The sequence below is a fragment of the Moraxella sp. K23 genome (genome assembly GCF_041154765.1).
Classification (GTDB): Bacteria; Pseudomonadota; Gammaproteobacteria; order Pseudomonadales; family Moraxellaceae; genus Faucicola; species Faucicola tetraodonis.
Map to the genome: position 1 here is coordinate 1 of NZ_AP031596.1, position 13,104 is coordinate 13,104.

13 protein-coding genes and 1 pseudogene are annotated in these 13,104 nt (G+C 41.0%); 12 read left to right on the forward strand and 2 right to left on the reverse strand.

Annotated features, from left to right (window positions below; all coding sequences use genetic code 11):
* Nucleotides 1–245 precede the first annotated feature (245 nt).
* From ACAM37_RS10905 to tnpC, 10 genes and pseudogenes are all read left to right on the forward strand, one after another.
* On the forward strand, nt 246–1,445 hold the full coding sequence (locus ACAM37_RS10905) for an ATP-binding protein (protein ID WP_007117284.1): 1,200 nt from the start codon (nt 246–248) through the stop codon (nt 1,443–1,445).
* Nucleotides 1,446–1,540: 95 nt separating this feature from the next.
* Nucleotides 1,541–2,677, forward strand: coding sequence for a Fic family protein (locus ACAM37_RS10910; protein ID WP_369626881.1), 1,137 nt, complete (start codon nt 1,541–1,543; stop codon nt 2,675–2,677).
* Between the two features lie 133 nt (nt 2,678–2,810).
* Complete coding sequence (locus ACAM37_RS10915; protein WP_099808665.1) at nt 2,811–3,422, forward strand: recombinase family protein; 612 nt, start codon at nt 2,811–2,813, stop codon at nt 3,420–3,422.
* Nucleotides 3,423–3,579: 157 nt separating this feature from the next.
* On the forward strand, nt 3,580–4,614 hold the full coding sequence (locus ACAM37_RS10920) for an IS701 family transposase (protein WP_369626882.1): 1,035 nt from the start codon (nt 3,580–3,582) through the stop codon (nt 4,612–4,614).
* Nucleotides 4,529–4,834 (forward strand): annotated as a pseudogene (locus ACAM37_RS10925) (transposase); the annotation flags it as partial. The gene ACAM37_RS10920 and the pseudogene ACAM37_RS10925, both read left to right, overlap by 86 nt.
* A gap of 19 nt (nt 4,835–4,853) precedes the next feature.
* Entirely contained in the window at nt 4,854–5,153 is a 300-nt protein-coding gene (locus tag ACAM37_RS10930; protein ID WP_099808668.1) for a type II toxin-antitoxin system RelE/ParE family toxin, read from the forward strand.
* Between the two features lie 3 nt (nt 5,154–5,156).
* Nucleotides 5,157–5,498 (forward strand): helix-turn-helix domain-containing protein, encoded by a 342-nt coding sequence (locus ACAM37_RS10935; protein WP_099808669.1) that lies wholly within the window; start codon nt 5,157–5,159, stop codon nt 5,496–5,498.
* A gap of 385 nt (nt 5,499–5,883) precedes the next feature.
* Nucleotides 5,884–6,318, forward strand: coding sequence for a transposase (locus tag ACAM37_RS10940; protein WP_160002932.1), 435 nt, complete (start codon nt 5,884–5,886; stop codon nt 6,316–6,318).
* The gene (gene tnpB / locus ACAM37_RS10945; protein WP_050326033.1) at nt 6,315–6,677 is read left to right on the forward strand and encodes an IS66 family insertion sequence element accessory protein TnpB; all 363 of its coding nucleotides are present in this window, start codon (nt 6,315–6,317) and stop codon (nt 6,675–6,677) included. Before ACAM37_RS10940 ends, tnpB begins: the two co-directional genes overlap by 4 nt.
* Nucleotides 6,678–6,752: 75 nt before the next feature.
* Nucleotides 6,753–8,540, forward strand: a complete 1,788-nt coding sequence (tnpC, locus tag ACAM37_RS10950) for an IS66 family transposase (protein ID WP_369626883.1) — start codon at nt 6,753–6,755, stop codon at nt 8,538–8,540.
* A 259-nt stretch (nt 8,541–8,799) separates the two neighbouring features.
* Here tnpC and ACAM37_RS10955 read toward each other — a convergent pair whose 3' ends face one another.
* Both ACAM37_RS10955 and ACAM37_RS10960 read right to left on the reverse strand, forming a co-directional pair.
* A complete protein-coding gene (locus tag ACAM37_RS10955) occupies nt 8,800–9,354 on the reverse strand; it encodes an IS630 family transposase (protein WP_099808672.1) in 555 nt (184 codons plus the stop codon).
* Nucleotides 9,342–9,842, reverse strand: a complete 501-nt coding sequence (locus ACAM37_RS10960; protein WP_099808673.1) for a winged helix-turn-helix domain-containing protein — start codon at nt 9,840–9,842, stop codon at nt 9,342–9,344. Before ACAM37_RS10960 ends, ACAM37_RS10955 begins: the two co-directional genes overlap by 13 nt.
* A 320-nt stretch (nt 9,843–10,162) precedes the next feature.
* Between ACAM37_RS10960 and ACAM37_RS10965 the strand changes: the two genes are divergently transcribed.
* Entirely contained in the window at nt 10,163–11,287 is a 1,125-nt protein-coding gene (locus ACAM37_RS10965) for an AOC03_06830 family ribosome hibernation factor (protein ID WP_219332326.1), read from the forward strand.
* Between the two features lie 65 nt (nt 11,288–11,352).
* On the forward strand, nt 11,353–13,095 hold the full coding sequence (locus tag ACAM37_RS10970; protein ID WP_060994965.1) for an alpha/beta-hydrolase family protein: 1,743 nt from the start codon (nt 11,353–11,355) through the stop codon (nt 13,093–13,095).
* Nucleotides 13,096–13,104 lie beyond the last annotated feature (9 nt).

Below are 13,104 nucleotides of genomic sequence, written 5' to 3' on the forward strand. Positions count from 1 at the left end.
TTGACATTTGAATAAAATCTATAACATTTATTTATGAGTTTGTTCTTTGGTAATAAATTGATTATTTATTCTAAAAAATCTGTAAAAACTAGATAAAATGAAATACGCTTCAAATAATGTATATTTTTCTAAAAGAATGCTTTTATTTTCCATTAATTAGAATTTATAGAATTAATTGGAAATTAGTTTCCAATATTTTGTTAATTTTGCTAAAATTGGAAATAAAATACTAAATTGGATAATGAATGATTTCTCGAGAAAAATATTTACAGCAACTGATTCAATTTAAAGATTCAGATTTTATAAAAGTGATAACCGGGGTTCGCCGTTCTGGCAAATCTGTTTTATTGATGCAATATCGAGATTATTTGCTGTCTCAACAAATTAGTGCAGAAAATATTATTTATCTGAATTTTGAGAGTTTTGATTACCAGTGGGTCAAAAATGCGGATGATTTTAGCCAATTAATCAATGAGAAACTTAAAGGCAGTGAAAATAAGGTTTATTTGTTATTTGATGAAATCCAATTTGTAGACGGTTGGCAAAAAATTATTAATGCCGTCCGAGTTAGCTTTAACACTGATATTGTGATTACAGGCTCTAATGCGAATTTACTCTCTGGGGAATTGGCGACTTTATTAAGCGGTCGTTATGTGGCGATTAAGATTTATCCCTTGTCCTTTAGAGAGTATCTGTTAGCTAAGCAAGTACCTGTGGATTCTAGGTTGGTTGATAAATATTATCTTGAGTATGAACAATACGGCGGGTTTCCCAGTGTTGTTATGGCAGATGAGCCTTTGAAGGATACTATTTTATCAGGAATTTTTGATTCGATTGTGCTCAATGATATTGCGCATCGGGCAGGGGTGAAAGATACCCATATTTTAAAAAGCGTCATTTTATTTTTAGCTGATAATGTCGGGCAGTTAGTTAATCCAAGCAAAATTAGTAACACATTGACCAGTGAGCGAGTGCCAACCTCGAATCATACCATTAATAAATATCTTGAGTTATTAGAAAATGCGTTTTTGTTCTATAAGGTGCAGCAATATGATATTCGAGGTAAGGGGTATCTTAAGACGAATGCTAAGTACTTTATTGTCGATAATGGCTTAAGGCGTCATGCAATTGGTAAAAAAGAGGCAAATTATGCCAATCGGTTGGAAAATATTGTATTTTTGGAGCTATTAAGACGGGGCTATACCTTAGATGTGGGTCGTTTAGACAGTAAAGAAATTGATTTTGTGGCTCGCAGGGCAGATGAATTGCTATATGTGCAAGTGACTTATCAAATCCCAGAGAATACCCATGAAACGGATAATTTATTACATATTCGAGATAATCATAAAAAGATAGTTATTACAGGAAAATATGATGAGCGTCGCCAAATTGACGGTATTCCACTGATTTATATTGTGGATTGGTTGTTGGAATCTGATGAATAAACAAAAATCAACTAATATAAAATAGATATTCTCTGCATATTTTGCGGTGATTGTTTGCTATAATTACCGCATCTACTTTTTATTGCTATTTATAAATGCTGTATAAAAAATACATTCACGACTATCCTAATTGGACCGATTGGCAAATTGATAATAATCAGTTATTACCATTGGTCGCTAATGTGCGTCTATTACAAGGTAAACTACTTGGTCAAATGCAAAGCTTGGGTTTTGAGTTGCCGCTTGAAGCCCAATTGGACGCTGTGACGCTTGAAGTGATTAAAACGTCTGAGATAGAAGGGGAGATACTCAATAATGAGCAGGTACGCTCATCGGTTGCTCGGCATTTAGGTATTGAACACCTATACAACCCGGATACCCTGGTAACACCCACTCGAGAAATCGATGCTATTGTGGAGATGATGTTAAGAGCCAGTTTTTATTTTAACCAACCACTGACGCTCGATGAAATCTTTGCTTGGCATCGGGCGTTATTTCCCACGGGTTTTAGTGGGCTATATAAAATACAAGCGGGCAGACTTCGAGATGATCGTACAGGTGCCATGCAAGTGGTATCAGGAGGCTATGGTCGCACTAAAGTGCATTTTGAAGCACCAGCAGCACAACTATTGCCAGATGAATTGGCTAAATTTATTGCTTGGTATAATGAGGAGCAATCAGATTTAGATTTAACCTTAAAAGCCGGTATTGCACATTTATGGTTTGTGACCCTGCACCCCTTTGAAGATGGCAATGGGCGTTTAACTCGGGCGATTACCGAGCGTATGCTCGCTAAAAGCGATGGCAGTGCCAGGCGTTTCTATAGTATGTCAGCGCAAATTTTAGCAACTCGGTCAGAGTATTATAAGATTTTGGAATCCACTCAAAAAGGCTTAACGTCAGTGACAGACTGGTTAGTTTGGTTTTTACAAACGCTAGGACAGGCTTTAACGATGGCACTCACTCGTACCCAAAGAACGGTTGATAAAGCCCAATTTTGGCATCGTCATCGGAATACAACGTTTAATGAACGCCAAGTGATGATGATTAATCGATTATGGGGCGACTTCTTTGGTAAATTGACCACCAAGAAATGGGCAATGATGACCAAAACATCAGCAGATACAGCACTGAGAGATATTAATGATTTGGTCGATAAGGGCGTACTGGTTAAATCTGCGGAATCTGGGCGTAGTCAAAGCTATGAGCTAAGCGCTGACGCTGATAGTTAAAATAATTGTTTTTCGTGATTTTGTAAATTAGAGCTAATTCGGCTCTTTTTTATTAACTTAATTTCACGATAAAATCAAATAAATCTAAATATGATAATATATCGAAATTATCATTTATCGTGAGAATTTTACCATGAGTTTAATCGGTTATGCTCGAGTCTCAACTTCTGAAGGGAAACAGTTGCTTGACCGTCAAATTGATGCGTTAAAAGAAATCGGCTGTGAGCGAATTTTTGAAGACAAAGCATCGGGCAGTAATTCCCAACGTAAAGGCTTGGATGATTGTCTTAATTATTTAAGAAAGGGTGATGTGTTAGTCGTTTTGGATTTGGATAGGCTAGGGCGATTAGCCAGTGACTTAATCAAACTGATTGATGAACTCGCTGAAAAAGAGATTGGTTTTAAAGCCATTAATTCACCGATGGATACGACAACACCTGCTGGTCGGGCATTTTTACAGATTCAAGCAGCCTTTGCTGAGATGGAACGCAATATTATTCGCCAGCGGGTGAAAGAGGGGATTGCTGCTGCTCGTGCCCGTGGTCGAAAAGGTGGACGACCTAGAATTATGACCACTGAGAAATTGCAGTATGCTCAATATCTCATGCAAGACCAAACCAAAAGCATTCCAGCGATTTGTAAAGAACTTGGTGATATTCCCAGTAGTACGCTGTATCACTATGTGACGGCGAAAGGGGAGCTTAAAAAAGCGGGAGTTGATTTGATGAATATCAGCACTAACTAAAACGTTGAAGAGCAATCCAGTCAAAATCATGAATATGAAGGCTTATTGACAATGTAATGCAAAGTATTATAATTAAGACTGTATTTTATGAATTTAGGACTTACGCAAAAAGCATAAAATTTTGCGAAAGCGGATAAAAATATAGTAGCATAAAGAGATGAAGAAAAAAGCTATCACCCGCTTAGACTACTGTCAATATTTACTGGTAAGCCAAACCAATTACACCCTTACCAACTACGCAGAACATCATCCTGAATCAATTAGTCATGACCGCATCAATCGATACCTACGTCATGACAAACTAAAACCCAAGCTCGTATGGGAAAAAGTCAAAGACGACATCGTATTAGACGACGATGGCTATCTTATCTTTGATGACAGCATACTCGATAAAAATCATAGTCACAAAATCGAATTGGTTAATCGCCAATACAGTGGCAACGCCCATCGCATTATTAAAGGCATCTGCATCGTTAACTGTATCTATGTCAATCCTAAGACCGAACAATACTGGCTCATTGATTACCGTATTTATGACAAAACCACCGATGGCAAAAGCAAACTTGACCATCTAAAAGACATGCTACAGCACAGTATTGAACACAAACAAATTAAATTCAAATATGTGCTCATGGATACATGGTATGCCACCAAAGACATCATGCTGTATATTGATAACTTACAAAAAATCTATTATTGTCCTTTAAAATCCAATCGCAAAGTCGATGATTCAAAAGGAGTAAACCCTTACAAAGCAGTCAACGAATTAACTTGGACTGACCAAGAGCAACAAAATGGCAAACTGATTAAAATACATGCCTTTCCTAAAGATTACAAAGTGCAACTGTTCCGAGTAGTGGTTAATGAAAACCGCACGGACTGGATTGTCACCAACGACACCACTCAGGATTCATCAGATGGCACACGATTGGTGTGTGCCATCCGCTGGAAGATTGAGCAGTTTCACCGAGAACTTAAACAACTCACTGGTATTGAAGCTAATCAGTGTCGTAAGGCTCGTATTCAGCGGAATCATATTTGTTGTTGTATGCTGGTTTGGCTGCAGTTAGCCAGACAGGCTAAACGGTTAAAACAATCTTTATATCAGGACGGACTGGATTGTCACCAACGACACCACTCAGGATTCATCAGATGGCACACGATTGGTGTGTGCCATCCGCTGGAAGATTGAGCAGTTTCACCGAGAACTTAAACAACTCACTGGTATTGAAGCTAATCAGTGTCGTAAGGCTCGTATTCAGCGGAATCATATTTGTTATTGTATGCTGGTTTGGCTGCAGTTAGCCAGACAGGCTAAACGGTTAAAACAATCTTTATATCAGGTTAAAAGGGGTTTACTCAGTGATTATTTGCGTGAGCAGTTACGCTCGCCTTCGGTCGTCTTTGCGTAAGTCCTAGAATTATGAAACTATGTACACTATCGTAGAAACTGAAACGTTTAAAAAGCAAGCTGATAAGTTTTGGACAACGGAAGAAAGGCTTGAGTGTTTTACTCAGATAGCTAGTGATCCATTTATTGGTGATGTGATTCTTAAAAGTGGCGGTTTTCGCAAAGTACGGTGGTCTCGGGCAGGTATGGGTAAGCGTGGTGGCGTTCGTCTCATTTACTTCAACGTATTAGAAGATGGACTGATTGTGATGTCTTACTTCTATGCAAAAAATGAACAAGAAAATATTTTGGCAAGTGAGCTTCAAAAGCTAAAAGGATAACTGATGAAAACGAATTTTCCTAAAGACTTCGATGTTGAAGCAGCGGTTCAAGCGATTATTGATGATGAACCTGATTTGATAGCAGAGCGAGACAATTTGATTGAAGCATTAAACCAAACCAAAGCAGGTATCTTTGCACGTACGACAGAAATATCAGATACGGCTCAAGTCCGCCGTAAAGCAGGTTTATCGCAAAGTCAATTTGCCAAAGCCTTAGGTATTTCTGTCAATACGTTAAAATCTTGGGAGCAAGGTCAGCGTAAACCGAGTGGCTCAGCGCAAGTCTTACTTAAATTATTAGGCAAAAAACCTGAGTTAATTGATGAGATTGCTCATTTTGCATAGTACTTGAGCCCTTCTATTAAACACCTTTTAGTGAGTGTAATCGAAAGTTTCTTATAAGCTCTGTTTAAAGATGTGTTGAACGCTGATTTATAGATAGGTTAATTTACAAAAATAGGCATAAACTTAAGAAAATAAGAAACTCTATGAAAACATCTGTTTTCCGTAGGCTAGTTCTATTATCACGCGAATCTATAATGGTATAATACTCGACAAAATTCCTTAGCGTGCAATATGACCCGAATTCTCAGATAACCCCTGGTTAAAGTGTGGCTTGTTTTTTTACACTCTACCTTATTCGATATCAGCGTAAGCATCCGACCATCCCATCTACCACCATTCTAAAAAATACGAGATAGTGCCCACTTATTTTTAAGTGGGCACTAAAATGGCACAGACAAACACAACCAAACCAAAACGACGGACATACAGCAAAGAACTCAAGGCCTATCTCGTAGAACAAGCCTTAACAGGCAAACGCTCGATTGCTAGCCTAGCTCAAGGACACGGCATCAACCCAAATTTACTACAGAAATGGATAAAATCTGTCAGAGACGAGAAAATCGCAGCAACCTTATCTCAACCATTAGCCAGCTCAAATATCGAAACCAATCTCATTGATCATGGGTCTGAGCCTGCTTTCTTACCCGTTATCCTGCAACATAAAACCAAGCACGAAATAACACCGCAAGCAACTGCCTTCGCCCCAACCCTCACAGGCATACAGCTTCAAATTCCTAAGCATAACGGGACGCCAATAACATTAAGCATTGCTCAAATTGACACCCATAGCCTTATTGAACTGCTACGGGGCTTACAATGATACAAATCAACCAAATCTGGCTATCCACGACAGCCATGGACATGCGAAGTGGCAGCAACAAACTACTCGCCTTTATTCTAGAAAAACACCATGGTATCAAACCGCACTGTGCCTACCTATTTTACAACAAAACAGGCACACGGCTAAAAGTGCTCATTCATGACGGACTAGGCGTTTGGCTGTGTAGCCGAACTCTAGATGACAGCAAATTTCATGGACTCAGTGAACGTCTCATGCGACATCACAGCCAATCCAACCAAAACACAGGGTTTGCCATCAATCAACAACAATTTAACGCCCTTATCAGCGGATTAGCTTGGCACAACTTAGGCAAAGAGATACTCACCCCCGTCATCTGAATCATAACATTAAAAAATTCCCACTATCACAACCAACTCGCTGACAAGCTATAGTGATTATGGCAACATAGCGCCATGACCGATCACAGCCCAACCGACCTAACCAACCCTAGCTACGCTGAACTATTGGCTAAAATAGCCCTGCTTGAACAACAACAAAAACAGCAGCAAGATGCGTATCAACAGCGTCTACGAGAGCAGCAGCAACAATACGAAAAACAGCTTAAAGCCTATCAGGTTCAAATCGAACATCTCATCGAAAAACAAAAACTGCTCATTCACCAACTATTTGGACAAAAGAACGAAGCATTAACGCCCAAACAAGACCATTTGGGCAAAGAATCTGCTCTAGAAGACCTATCTGCCCTTGAACAAATTAAAGACAATGCTCAAGCCGAGCTTGATAACGACAGCCATGCTGCGTCGACAAACGAATCGGTCAATACAGATAGCCAAATGCTTATCACCCAAAGTGAAAGTAAGCAAACCGACACAAACTCAGATGACAACAAACCAGCGAAACCCAAACGCGAGCGGCGTATTGTCATCCCTGATAACCTAGAAGTCCGAACCATCATTCATGAGCCTGAATCAATCACTTGTGGTTGTGGCTGTCAAATGAAACAAATTGGCGAAGACGTACAAGACAAACTCGGACTTATCCCTGCTTGCTTTTACCGTGAACGCCACATCTATCGCAAATACGCTTGTCAGCATTGCCAACGTCAATCTTTTAGCAAACAGCCAATTGACGACACCCAAAACCAAAATCACCGCCTAATTCAAGCCAAAGTCCCTGCGGGGGTCATCGTTAAAAGCATTGCCACCGCTGAGCTACTAGCCCACATCATCATTAGCAAATTTGCTGATCATCAGCCACTATACCGTCAAAGCCTAATCTATGGGCGAAGTGGCGTGCATTTATCCGACTCAACAATGGCAGACTGGGTAGGACGCTGTGGTGTTGCCCTTGAGCCACTGGTGAAACGCTTGCATGAATTACTATTAACCCAACCGATTCTGCATGCCGATGAAACCCCTGTCAATATTTTAAAGTTTAATAACAATAAGGGTAAGTTAAAGCAAGGCTATGTTTGGGCGTATCTGACCCCACAACATTGTCAAAGCTATGGTGGTTTTAAAGCCGTGGTGTATGACTTTGCCGAAAGTAGGCGAAATGAACACCCCAAAGCCTTTTTAGATAAGTGGCAGGGTCAGCTCATTTGCGATGATTACAATGGCTATAAGTGCTTGTTTAATCAAAAGCAAGCGGTTATCGAAGTCGGCTGTATGGCTCATGCCAGACGTAAATTCCATGAGCTTCATATCAAGGGTCAGAGTTTGGTGGCTCATGAAGCGTTGGCATTATTTCAAAAGCTGTATGCGGTTGAATGCCAGATTGATGCGTTATTTGAGAAAAATGAGACGCCAAGCCCTAGAGTCGCTACAACGGTAGTTGCCATCAGGCAACAACACGCAAAACCGATTGCCAAAGCGTTATATCGTTGGTTACAGGAAAAAAGGTTAGGCACAACCAAGAACGCAAGTATTACCAAAGCAATCGAGTATTGCTTAAAACGGTGGCAAGCTCTGACACGTTATCTTGAGGATGGCAGTTTGCCGATTGATAATAATTGGGCGGAGAATCAGATGCGTCCTTGGGCGCTCGGGCGTAAGAATTGGTTATTCGCAGGATCGCTTAAAAGTGGGCAGCGTGCTGCGGTGATTATGTCGCTTATCCAGTCAGCTCGTTTGAATGGGTTGGATGTTTATGCCTACTTGTCTGATGTGCTTAAACGTCTGCCTACCCATAAAGATAAGGATATTGATGAGCTCCTGCCTCATGTTTGGAAAATGCAATAGGGGTTGGTCGGATGCTTACATATCAGCAAAGAATTAGGGAAATATAGTCACAGAAACATAAAAGTGATACAAGGCAGGCGAACGAAACTGTACAAATAGTACTGTGAGTGAGCCTAACGCCGTAGCACTTTCTGTCTTCGAAGACTATAGCAGTCTAGCCGCTTTCGGATAAGCCAAGGCCACGTTTGTGAGTGCATTTATATCTACCCTTTGACCCAAAATTTTGTTTCTAGACATTAAGTTATACCAAACCCAATAATTAAAGTATTGCCCACTTTCGAGCAGTCAGGGACTTGATCGTCTCCACCTGTTTAGCAAAGTTACACCAAGCTTGGCAGGCGGCATCGACGATAGTTTCATAACTATCGAAACAGCGATTGGATAACCAATGTTGCTTAATATATTGCCAAACCTGTTCAATCGGGTTTAACTCAGGCGAATAAGGTGGCAGTTTCAAGATAGTCAGGTTTGGTAAATTATAGCGATCTTTATGCCATACTGCCCCATCCATGACCACAACCGCATGGCGACCTTTGGGTACAGCTTGGCTGATTTCTTTTAAATGTCGCTTCATACACTCGCCATTGGCATAAGGCATAACGAGCCCTACACATTGTCCTGTCGTAGGACACACTGCCCCGTAAAGGTAGGTAGAAATAAATTGCTGTTGACGCACTACTCTTGGTCTTTTACCACGGTAATGCCATACTCGGGTGATTGAACCTTGCTGACCAATGCGGGTTTCATCTTGAAACCAGATGTCAACATTGCTTAAGTCGGTACCTTCGGGCAGTATGGCGGTTACCTGCTCGATGAAGTTTTTTTAAAGGCTTCTTGGGCATTAATATCCGCCTGCGGATGCTGGCTTCTGGCACTGATCCATGTCATACCCATTCGAGCTAGCAGTTCATAAATGCCATTAACACTGTAATTAACTTGGTAATGCTCGTAAGCAAGCTTTTGGATATCTTGTCCTGTGAGCCTACCACCACCGCGTTTTGCTTGGGTGTCAACTATTAGTTGTTTAAAGCTGTCTATGTGCTCGGGTGCAAGCTTGCTATTTCTGCCACTTCTTGGTTTGTCATACAGGCTGTCTAATCCAAACGCTTGATAGCGTCTGCGGGTACGCCGAACGGTTTCGATGTTGATGCTGAGGTTGTTAGCGATTGCTTCACTGGTGTTACCGATACGGTATTGGTGAAGGATGTAGAGGCGTGTTCTGGCTCTGGCTTTGCTTTCGGTCTTGGCTAGTTCGCCAAAGTCATGTTCGTCTAGGCTGTGTTTGGATCTTAGTTTATTCATGTATCTATGATACTATAGTTTATGGGTTTGGTATTAGTTATAAATGGCAGATTAGGTATGAGACCATTATCGTTTATCCCAGTCTAGAACTTTTGAAATCTACGTCTTTTATAATACTCGTTTTTATTGTTCAAACGATGCTAACTATAACATTGCCATATATAAGCGATACAATATTTTACTTTTAATTCTTATTATGATTGATATAATCAAATTTTAGCTTAAATATGAAAAATAAATTCTATATTTTGCTATATTTAGAAATATATTTTCTTATTATTTTTTGTTTTTGATATTTAATTTTAAAATGGGAGTTACACATGAATAACATCAATTTAGAAGAAACTTTTAAAACATTGCGTGGGCAAACAGGTAATCCAGCGGTTAGCGTATTTATTCCGACCCACCGTACTTTCCCAGACAATGAGCAAGACGCAATTGCCCTAAAAAACCAACTTAAAATCGTCGAAGAACGTGTCACCAATGAATACGACAAGCGTGTTGCTGCAAGTGTGATGGAAAAAATCCATGCCCAAACCGATGAGCTTGACCATAACTATAACTTAGATACGCTGGCTGTGTTTGCCACGCCTGAATCTGCTCAAGTGGTGCGTTTGCCCTTTGATGCCGCTGAGCGAGTCATCATTGGTGAAAAGTTTGCGACCCGTGACCTCATGCGTAACTTATCAGAAGGGGTTGGCTATTATGTGTTGGTAGTTACGCCTGAAAAAGCCCGTCTGATTGAAGGCGTGAATAATCGTCTGGTTAAAGAAATTAAAGGCGGTAGCGAACGTCAACAAACAATGAGCGAGTTGACCTTCCCTATTAACAACTCAACGCTACCCAACAACAGTAAAGCAGACCGTACAGGCTCATCAGACGATGATATGTACTTAAAAGAGTTCTTTAACCGTGTTGATAAAAGCTTGCAAGAGCTTTATAACAAATCACCACTACCTGTGATTTTGGTGGGTGATAGCCACAATATTGGTTTTTATGAAAAAGTGTGCGACCGCCCTGATATGATTATTGGTAAAGTCGATAATTTAACATATCTGAACGACAGCAAGCCAGAGGACATTATTGCTGGCGTTCAAGACATCGTTGAGCAAAAGCGTCAGACTCGTTACGAAACTGCCAAAGGCGACCTTGAAAAAGCTCGTAATGAAAAGATGGTGCGTACTGATTTGCAACAAATCTATCGCTCGGCGTTTGAAGGCAATGCGGTAACGCTATTGGTTCGTCAAGGTCATAGTGTGCCTGCGAAGATTGATGAGAAAGCACAGACCCTACAAGTCCAAGATGATGCTACTGCTGAGGGTGTAACCGATGATGCGGTTAGTGAAATCATTGAATTGGTTAGCCATAAAGGTGGTGAGGTGGTATTTGTACCCACTGAGCAAATGGATGAAAAGGAGCCGATTGCGTTGATTACTCGTTACTAATCGTCGAATCGTTTACAATGAAGGGTAGGACAATGGTCTTACCCTTTTTTTATTGAGTAAAATAGATGAATAATACGCATTTGGTCGCTCAATGGCTACAGCGACAGATTAAAGATAGTTCAGCAGTTGGGTTAATGCTGGGTTTTTTTTGTCTATATGTGTCCTATGTACCAATGTTGTTGCCACGGGTCTGGTGGTTGCAGGCAATCAGTGGTGGCATTAACGCTATCGTTGGTTATGCGTTTGGAATGCTGTTGGGTCTTATAGGGTATTGGTTACAGCGTTTATTAAAAAACTCCAATCATCAATCAGCTATCAACCACCTAAATATCTTACCAATAATGACGATGGTATTAGGATTTTTAGGTGCGATTGGTTTTGCTTTTTATCATTACCAGATTACTGCCAAGATTGCCCAACAGGTCCAGATAACACCGCCGTCATTGCTTAATGTCAGCGGGGCTATGCTCTTAAGTCTATTGCTTTGGGGGTTGGTGGTGTTTATCGCTCGCTTGATAAAGCAATTGGTGTTGATGGGGGTAGAACGTGGCTTTCCACAGTTTTCTACTACCACAAAAATGAGTATGAAAGCAGGGGCTTTTTTACTACTGATTGTCGGATTGGTTACGTTAAGTCGAGATTATATCTGGCACAAAGTTGTCGAGAAAGTCGCCTATAGTGCCATGCAGCTTGATACCTCTGAACCCGATACCCTATCAGCCCCATTCTCACGGTATAAATCAGGGTTTGATAGTGGGCAAACGGGGCATAGTAATAAAGAAAAACCTGCCCAACAGTGGCAGGAGTTGGGGCATTTTGGACAACGCTTTGTCTCGCTTGGGGCGTCGCAGAAGGATATTAGCTTGCTGACAGGATTGCCTGCCAAAGAGCCGATTCGGGTATTCGTTGGTTTGAATCGTCAAGAACCTGATAAAGCGTTGTTAGAAAAAATGGTGCAGACCGCCCTTGATGAGATGGATAGAACGCAGGCGTTTACCCGCCGCTATATCGTGATACAAGGGGCTACAGGACGGGGCTGGATTGAAGAGTACAGCAGTCAGGCGGTTGAGTATTTGACCCAAGGCGATGTGGCAACGGTGGCGATTCAATACTCGTATTTACCCAGTCAATTTTCGTTTTTGTTGAATGGTGAGCTTGCCACGTTTGCCAATAGCGAGTTGATAAATGCCGTCAAACAACGTCTTGAGCAAATGCCGATTGATAAACGCCCTAAACTATTGCTTGCAGGAGAGTCGTTAGGGGCGTATGCCAGTCAATCGCTTTTTAACAATTATGATGATGTCATTAATCGTATTGATGGGGCGGTGTGGGTGGGAACGCCAAGATTTAGCCCACTATGGCAACAACTGGTGGCGAATCGGAATAAAGGTTCGACAGAAGCCTTGCCTATTATTCACAGCGGACAACATGTGCGATTTATGGATAATCCTGCCTCATTAAAACAACTGACAAATGATTGGCAGTCACCACGAATTGTATTTTTGCAGTATGCGACAGACCCTATCGTGTGGTGGTCGTCCAAGATGCTATGGCAAGCACCTGACTGGATGGCAGAACCCAAGGGTCGAGGGGTTAGTCATTTACCTAGATGGTTGCCTGTGTTAAGTTTTTGGGAATTATCTCTGGATATGCCAGCGTCTAACCAAACGCCTGCAGGATTTGGTCATATTTATGAAGATGATATCGTGTATGCGTGGGCGGCGGTACTCGATAATTCACAAGTTGACCCTAAGCAAGTGGCAGAAAGAATTGAACAGCGAATAGCATTCACAAAAGAGAATAAATAGCTATTTTTA

Excerpts from the sequence above, each read along its gene's own strand:
- ACAM37_RS10905 (WP_007117284.1), top strand. The coding sequence starts at position 246 with ATGATTTCTCGAGAAAAATATTTACAGCAACTGATTCAATTTAAAGAT.
- ACAM37_RS10910 (WP_369626881.1), top strand. The coding sequence starts at position 1,541 with ATGCTGTATAAAAAATACATTCACGACTATCCTAATTGGACCGATTGG.
- ACAM37_RS10915 (WP_099808665.1), top strand. The coding sequence starts at position 2,811 with ATGAGTTTAATCGGTTATGCTCGAGTCTCAACTTCTGAAGGGAAACAG.
- ACAM37_RS10920 (WP_369626882.1), top strand. The coding sequence starts at position 3,580 with ATGAAGAAAAAAGCTATCACCCGCTTAGACTACTGTCAATATTTACTG.
- ACAM37_RS10930 (WP_099808668.1), top strand. The coding sequence starts at position 4,854 with ATGTACACTATCGTAGAAACTGAAACGTTTAAAAAGCAAGCTGATAAG.
- ACAM37_RS10935 (WP_099808669.1), top strand. The coding sequence starts at position 5,157 with ATGAAAACGAATTTTCCTAAAGACTTCGATGTTGAAGCAGCGGTTCAA.
- ACAM37_RS10940 (WP_160002932.1), top strand. The coding sequence starts at position 5,884 with ATGGCACAGACAAACACAACCAAACCAAAACGACGGACATACAGCAAA.
- tnpB (WP_050326033.1), top strand. The coding sequence starts at position 6,315 with ATGATACAAATCAACCAAATCTGGCTATCCACGACAGCCATGGACATG.
- tnpC (WP_369626883.1), top strand. The coding sequence starts at position 6,753 with ATGACCGATCACAGCCCAACCGACCTAACCAACCCTAGCTACGCTGAA.
- ACAM37_RS10960 (WP_099808673.1), bottom strand. The coding sequence starts at position 9,842 with ATGAATAAACTAAGATCCAAACACAGCCTAGACGAACATGACTTTGGC.
- ACAM37_RS10965 (WP_219332326.1), top strand. The coding sequence starts at position 10,163 with ATGAATAACATCAATTTAGAAGAAACTTTTAAAACATTGCGTGGGCAA.
- ACAM37_RS10970 (WP_060994965.1), top strand. The coding sequence starts at position 11,353 with ATGAATAATACGCATTTGGTCGCTCAATGGCTACAGCGACAGATTAAA.